This window comes from Streptomyces sp. NPDC052042 (assembly GCF_044548345.1).
In the GTDB taxonomy this organism is placed as follows: domain Bacteria; phylum Actinomycetota; class Actinomycetes; order Streptomycetales; family Streptomycetaceae; genus Streptomyces.
On sequence record NZ_JBIUBU010000025.1, the window covers coordinates 88,264 to 100,503 of the forward strand.

Here is a 12,240-nt window from a genome sequence, read left to right on the forward strand (position 1 = left end):
GACGTCTGACGCATGCGTTCGAAAGGCGGAGGATGGTCCTCGTACCGGACGAACGAGGACCGTCTCCGGCGACGCGGCGCACGACGGGGCCTCCCCCGCTCGCACGGAACCGAGAGCCGGGGAGGGACGCACCAGGCGTCGCACGGCGGTCGGCGGTGCGACGACCCGGCCGGGGGCGACCGCCCGTAGGACCCGAGTGGAAACGCGAGGCCAGAGCCAGTGGAGACGCAAGGCGGGATCACCGTGCAGCGGGCCCTCGAACTGCCCGGGCTGCGCAGCGGACTCCCCGAGGTGGTGGCCGGCGCGGACCGGCTGAGCCGTACGGTGCGCTGGGTGCACGCGGGCGAGGTGCCGAACATCGCCTCGCTGCTCAAGGGCGGTGAGCTGTTGCTCACCACCGGCCTGGGGCTCGGCACCCGCCCCGCCGAGCAGCGGGCCTTCGTCCGCAGGCTCGCCGACCGGGGGATCGCCGCCCTGGTGGTGGAGCTCGGGCCGCGGTTCGACAGGCTGCCCGCCGCGCTCGTGGACGCCGCCCGCACGGCCGGGCTGCCGCTGGTGCAGCTGCACCGCGAGGTGCCGTTCGTGACGGTGACCGAGGAGATCCACACCGAGATCGTCAATGGCCACTACGCCCTGCTGCGGCAGGCCGAGGACGTGCACCGGCGGTGCACCCAGGCGCTGCTCGGCGGCGGTGGGGTGCCCCAGGTGCTGGGCATCCTGGCGGACTTCGCGGCCAGTCCGGTCTTCCTGGAGACGGCGGAGGGACAGCTGCTGTACGCGGCGGGCCCCGGCTCCGGTCCGGTCTGCGCGGATCCGCTCCAGGTGTGGGACGGGCTGCGCGGCGGCCGGGTGGCCCGTGAGGCGCCGCCCACCGGGTCGGTGCTGGTGGACGTGCCGGGCGGCGGTCCGGGCAGCGGTTCGGTACGGGCCAGGCTGGTGCTTCCGGCCGTGTCGGGGCCGCTGCTGCCGGTGCACCGGATGGCGGCGGAGCGGGCGGCCGGGATCCTCGCCGTCGTGCTGATGCAGGCGCGTCAGGAGGAGGAGCTCGCCGCACGTGGCCGCGGCGACTTCCTGACGGATCTCGCGGAGGGCCGGATCATGCCGGAGGACGCACCGGCCCAGGCCCGTGTGCTGGGCTTCAAGCCGGGTGCGTCGCCGCTGCTGCCGGTGGTGATGCGGCTGGCGCCCGAACTGTCCGGCTCCGGGAACTGGGCGCTGCTGGCGCGGGCGGTGCTGGAGGAGCTGTCGTCGGTGGGGGTGCCGGTGCTGCTGGGGGTACGGCCGGTGGAGGGCCGGGTGCCGGTGCTGCTGGGGCTGCGGGCCGAGTCGGAGCGCACGGCGGTCGCGGACCGGGTCGCCGTGGCCCTGCGAGCCGGTGTGGAGCGCGCCGGTCTGGAACTGGCCGGATCGCATCCGCCGGTCGTGGTGGTGGGCGTCGCGGGCGGCTGGGCCGCGGCCGGTACGGGACTGCGGCATGCCGCGGAGACCGCGACGGCGGCGCACGGTCTCGACGACCGCCCCTGGTACGACGCCCGGCGCCTGGACATCGATCTGCTGCTGTGGCGGCTGAGGGAGCACCCCGATCTGGCGGCGTTCGTGGAACGGGCGATCGGCCCGCTGCGCGATCACGACCGGACCTCCCGGCCCCCGCTGCTCCCGACGCTGGAGACGTATCTGGCCCATGCGGGCCGCAAGGCGGAGACGGCTCGCGAACTGCACCTGAACCGCCAGACGTTGTACAACCGTCTGGCCCGCATCGGAGAGCTGCTGGGCACCGATCTGGACGACCCGCAGACGGTGCTGGCCCTGAGCCTCGCGCTTCGGGCCCGCCGTCACACACCCCGGTGACGGCCGGGACAGGCGGGTGTCCGGCTCACCGCGTCCGCGGCATGACGACGGGCTGCGTCAACTCGTCGTAGATGCTGAGCACCTGGACGACCGTGTCGTCCTCCGTGGGCCAACTCGCGGCCTGCGCCCGTCCGGCGGCCACCAGGCGCGCGCGTCGCTCCGGGTCACCGAGCAGTCCGGCCACCGTGCGCGCGAGCGCCTCCGCGTTCCCGTACGGCACGAGTTCCGCCCCGTCCCCGACGAGTTCGGGCACTCCCCCGACCGCGGTGGCGACCAGGGGGACACCCAGCCGCAGCGCCTGCTGGGCCAGCACCGAGCGCGCCTCCCACCGACTGGGCAGCACGGCCAGGTCGGCAGCGGTGAGCAGTTCCGCGAGGTCGTCGCGCTCGCCGATGAGCCGGACGGGCAGGTCCTCCTCCCTGATCCGGCGTTGCAGAGCGGCCCGTTGCCGCCCCTCCCCCGCGATGATCAGCAGCGGCGCGGTGCCGGGATCACGCCATGCCCGAGCGGCGTCGAGCAGCAGATCGTATCCGTGATGCGGCACGAGGCTCCCGTGCGAGAAGACCAACGGCCTTTCCACCGCCCCGAGTTCGGCGCGCGTCTTGGCCGGGTCGACCTGGTCGGCCGGACGCGGGACGGGCGCCGAGACCGGAGCGAGCCGGGCGTCGCGCGCACCGCGCATCCGTGCCCGGTCGACCAGTTCGGATGTCGTGCCGAGCACGACCGACGCCGCCCGCGCGGCCCGTCGCTCCATGAGGCGGAGCAGGCGTGCCCGCGCACCCTCGGCATGGGCACGGGCGTGCCAGGTCACGACCAGCGGGATCCGGAGCCCGCCGAGGGCGAGGGCGGCGCGCACCGCGGCGTGCGGGCCGTGCGCGTGAACCACGTCCGCCGCCGCGCAGACGGTCCGCAGGGCGGCGACGGCGGCGGGGTCGCTCCGGCGCGGCACGGATGCGAAACGGGCTCCCGTGTCGGCGAAGCGATGGGCGTGGCCCAGTCCGGCCGGGGCGCAGACGGTGACCTGCACGCCCCTCGCCACCAGTCCGGCGGCCAGCGAGCTGACGTGGGCGCTGCTGCCCACGCTGCCGCCGCCCAGGACGTGGACCGTACGCAGCTGTGACACGTTGGATGGCTCCCGGGGCTCCCGAGTCGGCGAAAAAAGGGCATCGCCAAGGATGCCAGCCCGTACGCACGTTCCGGCACAGTCAAGCCAAGGTCCCGGGCGTACACCGACGACCGCCCGCGACGCACCACTCGCACGGGTGAACGAGCGGCGCGAGGTTGCCGACCGGTGCGCCGGGGCCGGTGACCCGGGGTCCGGTACCCGCGGCGGGGTAAGTCCGGTGCCGTGCCCCGGATCGCCGGACCGCCTTCGGGGGTCAGCCCCGCCCGGCGCCCGGCGCCACCCGGTCCCACAGTGACCGAATGCGTCCGCTCACCCGTTCCCCGTACGCCGTGGCGGCGACGAGCCCCGCCGCATGGGCGAGGAACCCGGCCCGGCCGCGTCCCGCGACGGCGACACCCAGCGCCGCGCCCAGGGCGTGGGCGCCGGTGTCGCCGATCATGGTGCGCGCGGCGCTAAGCGTCCGCCCGTGCCGCGGCCAGCAGCTCCTCCGCGTGGGCGCGCGCCGTCTGCGAGTCCTCCTGGCCCGCGAGCATCCGAGAGAGTTCCCGCACCCGGTCCTCGCCTTCCAGGACCGTGACCCCGCTGCTCGTCACCGCCCCGTCGACCGTCTTCTCCACCAGCAGCTGCCGGTCCGCGAAGGCCGCCACCTGCGGCAGGTGCGTGACGACGACGACCTGGGCGGACTTGGCGAGCTTCGCCAGCCGCCGCCCGACCTCGACGGCGGCCTTGCCCCCGACGCCCGCGTCGACCTCGTCGAAGAGGTACGTCGGCACGGGGTCGGAGCCGGCGAAGACCACCTCGACCGCGAGCATCACCCGGGACAGCTCACCGCCCGACGCCCCCTTGGCGATCGGCCTCGGCTGGGCGCCGGGGTGCGGCGCCAGCAGCAGCTCGACCTCGTCGGCGCCGGACGGCCCGTACACCACACTGCGCCCGCCGATGTCGATGCCGGACGCCTCGTCGGCCGCCTCGGTCTGCCGGATGGCGAAGGAGACCCGGGCGTGCGGCATGGCAAGGGAGGCGAGCTCCTCGGTCACCGCCTCGGCGAAGCGTGCCGCCGCCTCCGTCCGCGCATCGGTCAACTGCTGCCCCAGGATGGAGAGTTCGGTGCGCAGGGCGTCCCGTTCGGCCGTCAGCTCACCGATCCGGTCGTCGTCGCCCTCCAGTTCGGTGAGCCGGGCGGCTCCCTCCTCGGCCCAGGCGAGCACGGCGGAGATGTCCTCGCCGTACTTGCGGGTGAGCGCGGCGAGCGCGGCACGCCGCTCCTCCACCGCGGCGAGCCGCAGCGGGTCGGCGTCCAGCCGGTCGGCGTACCCGGCCAGTTCACCGGCCACGTCGGCCAGCAGGATCGAGATCTCGCCGATCCGGTCGGCGAGGGCGGCCAGGGCCGGGTCGTGGGCGCGCACGGCGTCCAGTGCGCGCCCGGCGGCCGAGACCACGGTGGTCGCGTCGACGCTCTCCGGGTTCTCCGGGTCGCCGGCGAGCGCGGTGTGGGCGAGGGCCGCCGCGGAGGCGAGCGCCTCGGCGTGCCCGAGCCGCTCGGCCTCGGCGGCCAGGTCGGCGTCCTCGCCCGCGACCGGTTCGACCGCGGCGATCTCGTCGAGACCGAAGCGCAGCAAATCCGCTTCCTGGGCGCGTTCGCGGGCACGCGTGGTCAGCTCGTCGAGTTCCATGAGCACGGCCCGCAGCCGCCGGTACGCCGTCGTGTAGCGGACCAGCGGCACGGCGACGCCGTCGCCCGCGTACCGGTCGAGTGCCTGCCGCTGCCGGGCGGGCTTGAGCAGCCCCTGCTGGTCGGTCTGGCCGTGGACGGCGACGAGTTCGTCGGCGAGTTCGGCGAGCACCCCGACCGGCACGGACCTGCCGCCGAGGTGCGCCCGGGAGCGCCCCTCCGCGGAGACGGTGCGGCTGATCAGCAGGGCCCCGTCGTCGAACTCTGCCCCGGCCTCCTCGGCCCGCGACGCCACCGCGTCGCCCTCGGCCACCGTGATCCGCCCCTCCACGACCGCCGCCTTGGACCCGATCCGTACCAGGGCGGGATCGGCTCGTCCGCCGAGCAGCAGCCCCAGACTGGTGACGACCATGGTCTTGCCCGCGCCGGTCTCACCCGTCACGGCGGTGAACCCGGGCGACAGCTCGACCACCGCGTCGTCGATGACTCCGAGCGACCGTATCCGCATCTCCTCCAACACGGACATGACCTTACGAGGTCCGGGGCCCCGAGTGCGACGGACCCCGCCCCCGCGGTTCACTCTCCCGTGTGCACCTGGAGCTTCCCGTACCGCTGCGGGGGACCCGTCCGCAGGTCAGTGCGGGGCGCCCCGCCATCCCGAGACGGGCAGGGCGAACTTCGCCACGAGCCGGTCCGTGAACGAGGCGTGGTGCAGCCGCGCCAGCCGTACCGGCACCGTGCCACGCCGCACCTCGACCCGCGCGCCGGCGGGCAGCGCCACGGTCCGGCGTCCGTCGCACCACAGCACCCCGTGCGGGGCCTGCTGCTGGACCTCGACGGCGAGCACCGAGTCCGGCGAGGTCACCAGCGGCCTGGCGAACAGCGCGTGGGCGCTGATGGGGACCATGAGCAGCGCCTCCACCTCGGGCCAGACGACGGGGCCGCCCGACGAGAAGGCGTAGGCGGTCGATCCGGTCGGGGTCGCGCAGACGATCCCGTCGCAGCCGAACCCGGACACCGGACGGCCGTCGATCTCCAGGACGACCTCCAGCATCCGTTCGGGCGACACCTTCTGCACGGCCGCCTCGTTGAGCGCCCAGTCGGTGTGGACGACGTCGCCGTTGCTGCGCACCACGACATCGAGCGTCATCCGCTCCTCGACCTGGTACTCCCGGCTGACGACCCGGTCGACGACCTTGTCCAGGTCGTCGCGTTCGGCCTCGGCAAGGAAGCCGACCCGGCCGAGGTTGACGCCGAGCATCGGCACCCCGGAGGCGCGGGACAGTTCCGCGCCGCGCAGCAGCGTCCCGTCCCCACCGAGCACGATCAGCAGTTCGCAGCCGTCCATGGCCCCGGGGGTGATGTCCGTGACCATCTCGACGGACGGCGGCAGCGGCAGATCGGCCGCCTCGATGGCCAGCACCCGCACGCCGAGGCCGTTGTGCAGCAGTCCCTGTACGACGAGTTCGGCGCTGCGGATCGCGGCCGGGCGGCCCGTGTGGGCCATGAGAAAGACAGTTCGTGCCGCATGCGTCGTCAACGAGGCCCCTCCGCCACTGCACGGTCGACATCTGTGGGGTCCAGCTCCGGTGCTCCGGCCCGCAGCCACAGAAAATACTCGACGTTCCCCGCGGGCCCCGGCAGCGGGCTCGCCGTCACGCCGCGTACCCCGAGACCCAGTTCCCAGGCCCGCTGCGCCACCGCGCGCACCGCCTGTGCCCGCAGCGCGGAGCTGCGCACCACACCGCCGCTGCCGAGCCGTTCCTTGCCGACCTCGAACTGCGGCTTGACCATGAGGACCAGATCGGCGTCGGGGGCGGCGCAGCGCACCAGGGCGGGCAGGACGAGGCCCAGCGGGATGAACGACAGGTCGCCGACGACCAGGTCCACCGGCTGCCCGTCGATGTCCTCGATCGCCAGTTCCCGCACGTTGGTGCGGTCCTTGACGGTGACGCGATCGTCGGACTGGAGCGACCAGGCGAGCTGCCCGTAGCCGACGTCGACGGCGACGACGTGTCCGGCGCCGGCCCGCAGCAGCACGTCGGTGAAGCCGCCGGTCGACGCGCCCGCGTCCAGGGCCCGCCGCCCCTCGATCTCCAGCCCGAGGGGCACGAAGGCGGCGAGGGCGCCCGCCAGCTTGTGCCCGCCGCGCGAGACGTACTCCGGGTCGCTGTCGTCCTTGGTCACGACGACCGCCGCGCTGGTCTCCACCTGGGTAGCGGGTTTGGTCGCGGTCACCCCCCCGACGGTCACCCGCCCCGCGGCGATCAGCTGGCTCGCGTGCTCGCGCGAGCGGGCCAGCTCACGGCGCACCAGTTCGGCGTCGAGGCGGCGACGTGCCACTCCTGCCACGTTCGGTTCAGCTCCTGTCGTCGTACGAGGGCATCGGTGCGGGTACCGGTGCGGGTGCGGGCCCGGCGTCCAGCGCGGTCAGCGTGGAGCGCAGGCCACCGTGTACATCCTCGTACACCGCGAGGTGTCCCTCCGCCGCGAGGTGGTCGGCGTCGGCGAGACGCTCCAGCCAGGCGTCGACCCCGGCGTCCCCGGTGGGGGTGCGGGCGACGCCGAGCGGCGCGGGGGCTGAGGGGTCGGGAGCGGGGGCCGGGGGCACGCCGTCGCCCGACGGGGCGCCGGCCGTCTCCGCGGACGCCGTCGAGGGCGCCGCACCGGCCGCCGCGCCGGGCCCCTGCATCGAGTCGCTCATGCGGGAAACGCTACCGCGAAGGGCTGCGGTACCGTCGGTCACGATGGCGACCATGGCTGAGTGCCGCAGCGCACTCGACAAACTTTCCGACAACCTCGCGGAGGCCTCCGGCGACGTGCGCAGCGCGGCCACGCTGGACCGTTCGCTGAGCTGCCACGTCAAGGACCTCGATGTCACCTTCACCGGGCGGTTGGTCGATGGCCGGATCCAGGTGTTGGACACGGCGGACGGGCCGCCCCGGGAAAGGGCCGAGATCCGGCTCGCGATGAACGGTGACGACCTGGTCGCGATGGTGGACGGCCAGCTGGACTTCGCGAGGGCGTGGGGATCGGGCCGGGTCCGCCTGGAGGCCGGCTTCCGTGATCTGCTGAGGCTCAGATCGCTGCTGTCGTAGCGGTCGCGGGGCGCGCCCGGCCGTGGTGACCGTACGGGCCCGGCTGGTACGGATACGGCTTCGGTGGTCGTACGGTCCCGGCGGGGCGGACGCGATTCCGACCCGCCGGGACCGTACGCGCTGCCGGTCAGCCCTTCGCCGACGCGCCCGGCGGCGCCCTGCCCACCCCGCTGTCCCACGGCCTGCGCACGGCCGGGGTTACCAGGGACGTTGCCGCCCCAGCGGCGTCGATGACCCGAGAGCGCGGCCCGAACACCCGCCGCGCCGGCTCCGCGATGACGACGTCCCCCGGCGTGCCCTCGGCGATCACGCGCCGTCCCGCCTCGCGATGAGGCGGGTGACGTACCGGGCGGCGTGGTTGGGATCGCACCGCACGGCGACCGGCGTGCGCCCCGCGTCCCATGCGGTGCCGCACGGCGGTCGGGGACATCGGGCCGGCGCCGGGCCCGCACCGCCTCGCCGTACGGGCGGCCGTCCGGGCGGCGCACTGCCCGGCACAGCAAAGCCGGACCTGCCCGCCCTCGCCCGCCAGCCGATCGCCGGGAGCCGCCCCAGGGTCTACAGACCCAACCGGGCGAGCGCCTTGCCCGCGTCCAGGCCGCACGAGCCGTCCCCTGCGTACGACCACGCGGCTCCGCAGAGCGCCCGCAGCCCGTCGAGCGCCTCGTCACCGTCTCCCTCCAGCACCAGGTCCCCGCCGCGCGCCGAGGCGCTCCAGCCCCCGCAGTCGAACCGCTCGCCCGTCCGTGCGACCCCGGGCTGCGGCCTCAGCAGGCCGCGCAGATCCGCGTCGACGTAGGTGGGCCGGTGCCTCGGCTCGGCGGCCAGCAGCCGGGCCGCGTCCGTCACGCCGGTGAGCACGAGGAGGGAGTCCACGCCCCCGTTGAACGCGCCCTCGATGTCGGTGTCCAGCCGGTCCCCGACGACCAGCGGGCGCCGGGCCCCGGTCCGCAGCACCGTCTCCCGGTGCATCGGGGGCAGCGGCTTCCCGGCGATCTGCGGTTCGGCCCCGGTCGCGATACGCACCACCTCGACCGCGGCCCCGTTCCCCGGCGCGATCCCCCGGGCGCTCGGAATCGTCAGATCCGTGTTGGACGCGAACCACGGCACCCCGCGCCTGATCGCGTACGCGGCCTCGGCGAACCGGCCCCAGGTCATGTCGGGCCCGCCGTACCCCTGTGCCACCGCGGCCGGTTCGTCGTCCGCCGACTCCACCGGCACCAGACCACGCTCCCGCAGCGCGACGCGCAGCCCCTCGCCCCCCACCACGAGCACCCGCGCCCCGGCCGCAAGCTGATCGGCCATCAGCCGGGCCACGGCCTGTGCGGAGGTGATCACATCGGCGGCCTCGGCCGGAATCCCGAGTCCGGTCAGGTGCTCGGCGACGGCGGCCGGCGTGCGCAGCGCGTTGTTGGTGACGTACGCGAGGTGCATTCCGCCGTCGCGCGCCGCGCTCAGGGAGTCGACGGCGTGGGCGACGGCGCGACCGCCCGCGTACACCACCCCGTCGAGGTCCAGCAGCGCCGTGTCGTACGCCTCGCTCAGGACTGCGTCGCTCCCGCTCGGCCTGGTCCTGCTCTCCTGACTCATTCTTTGCGCTCCTCGGTACGTGCTTCTGCCCCGATCATCGCGCATCACGGCCATGCATACTTACGATGCAGTAATGAACACATCAGGTCCGGCCGGCCGGGGACTGCGTCTGGTCCCGTTCCGCGGGCTGCGCTACGTCCCCGAGCGGGTCGGTAGTCTCGCCGCGGTGACCTCTCCGCCGTACGACGTCGTCGTGCGCCCCGACGGGCTGCACCACTTGGAATCGGCCGACCCTCACAACATCGTCCGGCTGATCCTGCCGCAGGCGGACACGGCCGCGGCCCGCAACAAGCAGGCCGCCGAGACCCTGAACCACTGGCTGGCCGAGGGGATACTCGCCCCCGACCCCGAGCCCGCGCTGTACGTGTACGAGCAGCGGAACGCGGAGATCCTGCAACGCGGCATCGTCGGCGCGCTGGCGCTCTCCTCCCCCGCCGACGGCGTCGTGCTGCCGCACGAGGACGTGATGGCGCACGTCGTCGAGGACCGGGCCGACCTGATGCGCACCACGGCCGCCCATCTCGAACCCCTGCTGCTCACCTACCGCGGCGACGACGACGCCTCGGGCGCGACCGGCGTGGTCGAGCGGACCGTCGACCGCCCGCCGCTGCTCGCGACGACCACGGAGGACGGTTTCCGACACCGGCTCTGGGCGGTCACCGACCCGGCGGACCGGGCCGAGATCGAGACGGATCTCGCCCGTCACCAGGCGCTGATCGCCGACGGCCACCACCGCTGGGCCACCTATCTGCGCCTCCAGCGGGAGCACACCGTGCCCGGTCCCTGGGACTTCGGTCTGGTCCTGCTCGTCGACACCCACCGCTATCCGCTGCGGGTCCGGGCCATCCACCGCCTGCTGCACCGGCTTCCGGTCGCCGACGCGCTCGCCGCACTGACCGGGCTCTTCCGCGTGCGCGCTATCGAGGGCCCACTGCCCCATGCCATGGACGCGCTCGCCTTGGCTGCCGAAGAGGGCAACGCCTTCCTGCTCGCCGGCGACGGCGGCTTCCACCTTGTCGACCGCCCGGACCCCGCGCTGCTGCACCGTACCGTTCCGACCGACCGCCCGGCTGCCTGGCGGTCCCTCGACGCGACGGTGCTGCACGCGGCCCTGTTGGATCACGTCTGGCGGATTCCGGACTCCCCCGAGCACATCGCCTACATCCATGACACGAACGCCGCGGTGGAGCAGGCCGAACGCCGCGACGCGACGGCGGTCCTGATGCATCCGGTGCGCGAGGACGTGGTGCGTGACCTCGCGCGGCAGGGTGTCACCATGCCGCGCAAGTCCACGTCCTTCGGTCCCAAGCCGGCCTCCGGTCTGGTGCTGCGGAGCCTCGCGCTCGGCTGAATCCGGACAAAAGAAGAGGGGCGGCACCCCGCGTTGGGTGCCGCCCCTCTTCCTTGTGTCACACCTTCTGTGTCACACCTTCTGTGTCACACCTTCTGTGTTACGCCTGCGACGGGCCGTCCTCACCCTTGGCGTCACTCTTTTCCTCGGCCTCTTCCTCGGCCTCGCGCTCGTCGGCGTCGTGCTCGTCCTCGGCCTGGGCGGCGAGCGGCTCACGCGCGGGGGCGGCGGCCTCCTCACCCCGTTCCTCCCGGCCCCGCTCCTCGCCCGGGTCCTGGTCCTGGTCCTCGCCCTGGTCCTCGGCGAGGGCGTCCACGAACTCGACTCCGTCCAGTTCGGCCAGCCGGTCCGACGCGTCGGTGACGCCGTCCTTGTCGGCCTCCAGCGCCTTGCCGAACCACTCGCGTGCCTCGTCCTCGCGCCCGGCCGCCAGCAGGGCGTCCGCGTACGCGTACCGGAGCCGCGGCGTCCACGCATGCACGGCACTCGAAGCGAGCTCGGGGCTCTGCAGCGTGACGATGGCCGCGTCCAGCTGTCCCATGTCCCTGCGGGCACCGGCAGCCACCAGACGCATCTCGACCTGGCCGGCCTTGTCCAGCTTCCGCACCTCGGGCTCGCCGGCCATGGCCAATGCCCGCTCGGGCCGTTCGAGTCCACGCTCGCAGTCGGCCATGACGGGCCACAGATCGACGGAACCGGTCATCCGCCTGGCCGCCCGGAATTCCGCGAGCGCCTCCGCGTACCTCTGCGTCGAGTACGCGGCGAACCCGGCCGCCTCGCGTACCGCGGCGACGCGCGAGGCCAGCCGCAGAGCGACCTTGGAGTACGTGTACGCCTGCTCGGGATCCTCGTCGATCAGCCGGGCCACCATGACGAGGTTCCTGGCCACGTCCACGGCGAGGGTCTTCGGCAGGCTCATCAGTTCCTGCCGCACGTCCTTGTCGATCTCGTCACCGGTGACGTCCTCCGGGATGGGCAGCCGCTTGATGGGCTCGCGGTCACGGTCGCGGTCGCGGTCGTCGCGTCGGCCGTATCCGCCCCTGTCGTCACGCCCCCGGTAACCGCCTCGGCCACCCCGGTCATCACGCTGCCCGCGGTAACCCCCGCCGCGGCTGTCGTCGCGACGGTAGCCGCCGCCACTGCGGTCGTCGTCCCGGCGCGGACCACGGAACCCGCCACGATCGTCGTCCCGGCGCGGACCACGGTCCCGGTCCCGGTCGCGGTCATCGCGGCGGAACCCACGGTCCCGGTCATCCCGACGGTCATCCCGACGGAACCCGCCACGGTCATCGTCCCGGCGCGGACCACGGAACCCGCCACGGTCATCGTCCCGGCGCGGACCACGGTCCCGGTCCCGGTCATCCCGACGGTCATCCCGACGGAACCCGCCACGGTCATCGTCCCGACGCGGACCACGGAACCCGCCACGATCATCATCGCGGCGCGGACCACGGAACCCACCACGGTCATCGTCCCGGCGCGGACCACGGTCCCGGTCCCGGTCATCCCGACGGTCATCCCGACGGAACCCGCCACGGTCATCGTCCCGACGCGG

Annotated in this window: 11 protein-coding genes and 1 pseudogene; 3 read left to right on the forward strand and 9 right to left on the reverse strand. The window is 74.1% G+C overall.

All coding sequences use genetic code 11. From position 1 onward, the window contains the following. Positions 1-219 precede the first annotated feature (219 nt). Positions 220-1,848 (forward strand): PucR family transcriptional regulator, encoded by a 1,629-nt coding sequence (locus tag ACIHCL_RS30270; protein WP_399866904.1) that lies wholly within the window; start codon positions 220-222, stop codon positions 1,846-1,848. Positions 1,849-1,873: 25 nt separating this feature from the next. On the opposite strand, the gene ACIHCL_RS30275 is transcribed toward ACIHCL_RS30270, so the two are convergent. From ACIHCL_RS30275 to ACIHCL_RS30300, 6 genes are all read right to left on the reverse strand, one after another. Beyond that, positions 1,874-2,971, reverse strand: coding sequence for a glycosyltransferase family 4 protein (locus ACIHCL_RS30275; protein WP_399866906.1), 1,098 nt, complete (start codon positions 2,969-2,971; stop codon positions 1,874-1,876). Positions 2,972-3,227: 256 nt separating this feature from the next. After that, positions 3,228-3,413: a hypothetical protein gene (locus ACIHCL_RS30280; protein WP_399866908.1), complete on the reverse strand. Its 186-nt coding sequence runs from the start codon at positions 3,411-3,413 to the stop codon at positions 3,228-3,230. Between the two features lie 13 nt (positions 3,414-3,426). After that, positions 3,427-5,172, reverse strand: a complete 1,746-nt coding sequence (recN, locus tag ACIHCL_RS30285) for a DNA repair protein RecN (protein WP_399866909.1) — start codon at positions 5,170-5,172, stop codon at positions 3,427-3,429. A gap of 108 nt (positions 5,173-5,280) precedes the next feature. After that, the gene (locus tag ACIHCL_RS30290) at positions 5,281-6,186 is read right to left on the reverse strand and encodes an NAD kinase (RefSeq protein WP_399866911.1); all 906 of its coding nucleotides are present in this window, start codon (positions 6,184-6,186) and stop codon (positions 5,281-5,283) included. After that, on the reverse strand, positions 6,183-6,998 hold the full coding sequence (locus ACIHCL_RS30295) for a TlyA family RNA methyltransferase (protein ID WP_399866914.1): 816 nt from the start codon (positions 6,996-6,998) through the stop codon (positions 6,183-6,185). Before ACIHCL_RS30295 ends, ACIHCL_RS30290 begins: the two co-directional genes overlap by 4 nt. Before the next feature lie 7 nt (positions 6,999-7,005). Continuing rightward, positions 7,006-7,350, reverse strand: coding sequence for a hypothetical protein (locus tag ACIHCL_RS30300; RefSeq protein ID WP_399866916.1), 345 nt, complete (start codon positions 7,348-7,350; stop codon positions 7,006-7,008). Positions 7,351-7,393: 43 nt separating this feature from the next. On the opposite strand from ACIHCL_RS30300, the gene ACIHCL_RS30305 reads away from it, so the two are divergent. Then, the gene (locus ACIHCL_RS30305) at positions 7,394-7,744 is read left to right on the forward strand and encodes an SCP2 sterol-binding domain-containing protein (protein ID WP_399866918.1); all 351 of its coding nucleotides are present in this window, start codon (positions 7,394-7,396) and stop codon (positions 7,742-7,744) included. Between the two features lie 558 nt (positions 7,745-8,302). On the opposite strand, the gene ACIHCL_RS30310 is transcribed toward ACIHCL_RS30305, so the two are convergent. Continuing rightward, a complete protein-coding gene (locus tag ACIHCL_RS30310; protein ID WP_399866919.1) occupies positions 8,303-9,334 on the reverse strand; it encodes an HAD hydrolase-like protein in 1,032 nt (343 codons plus the stop codon). 73 nt (positions 9,335-9,407) lie between these two features. On the opposite strand from ACIHCL_RS30310, the gene ACIHCL_RS30315 reads away from it, so the two are divergent. Then, complete coding sequence (locus tag ACIHCL_RS30315; RefSeq protein WP_399866921.1) at positions 9,408-10,685, forward strand: DUF1015 domain-containing protein; 1,278 nt, start codon at positions 9,408-9,410, stop codon at positions 10,683-10,685. Positions 10,686-10,785: 100 nt separating this feature from the next. Here the strand turns inward: ACIHCL_RS30315 and ACIHCL_RS30320 are convergent, their stop codons facing one another. Further along, positions 10,786-11,619 (reverse strand): hypothetical protein, encoded by an 834-nt coding sequence (locus ACIHCL_RS30320; RefSeq protein ID WP_399866923.1) that lies wholly within the window; start codon positions 11,617-11,619, stop codon positions 10,786-10,788. Continuing rightward, positions 11,604-12,240: pseudogene (locus ACIHCL_RS30325) on the reverse strand (hypothetical protein); the annotation flags it as partial. The gene ACIHCL_RS30320 and the pseudogene ACIHCL_RS30325, both read right to left, overlap by 16 nt.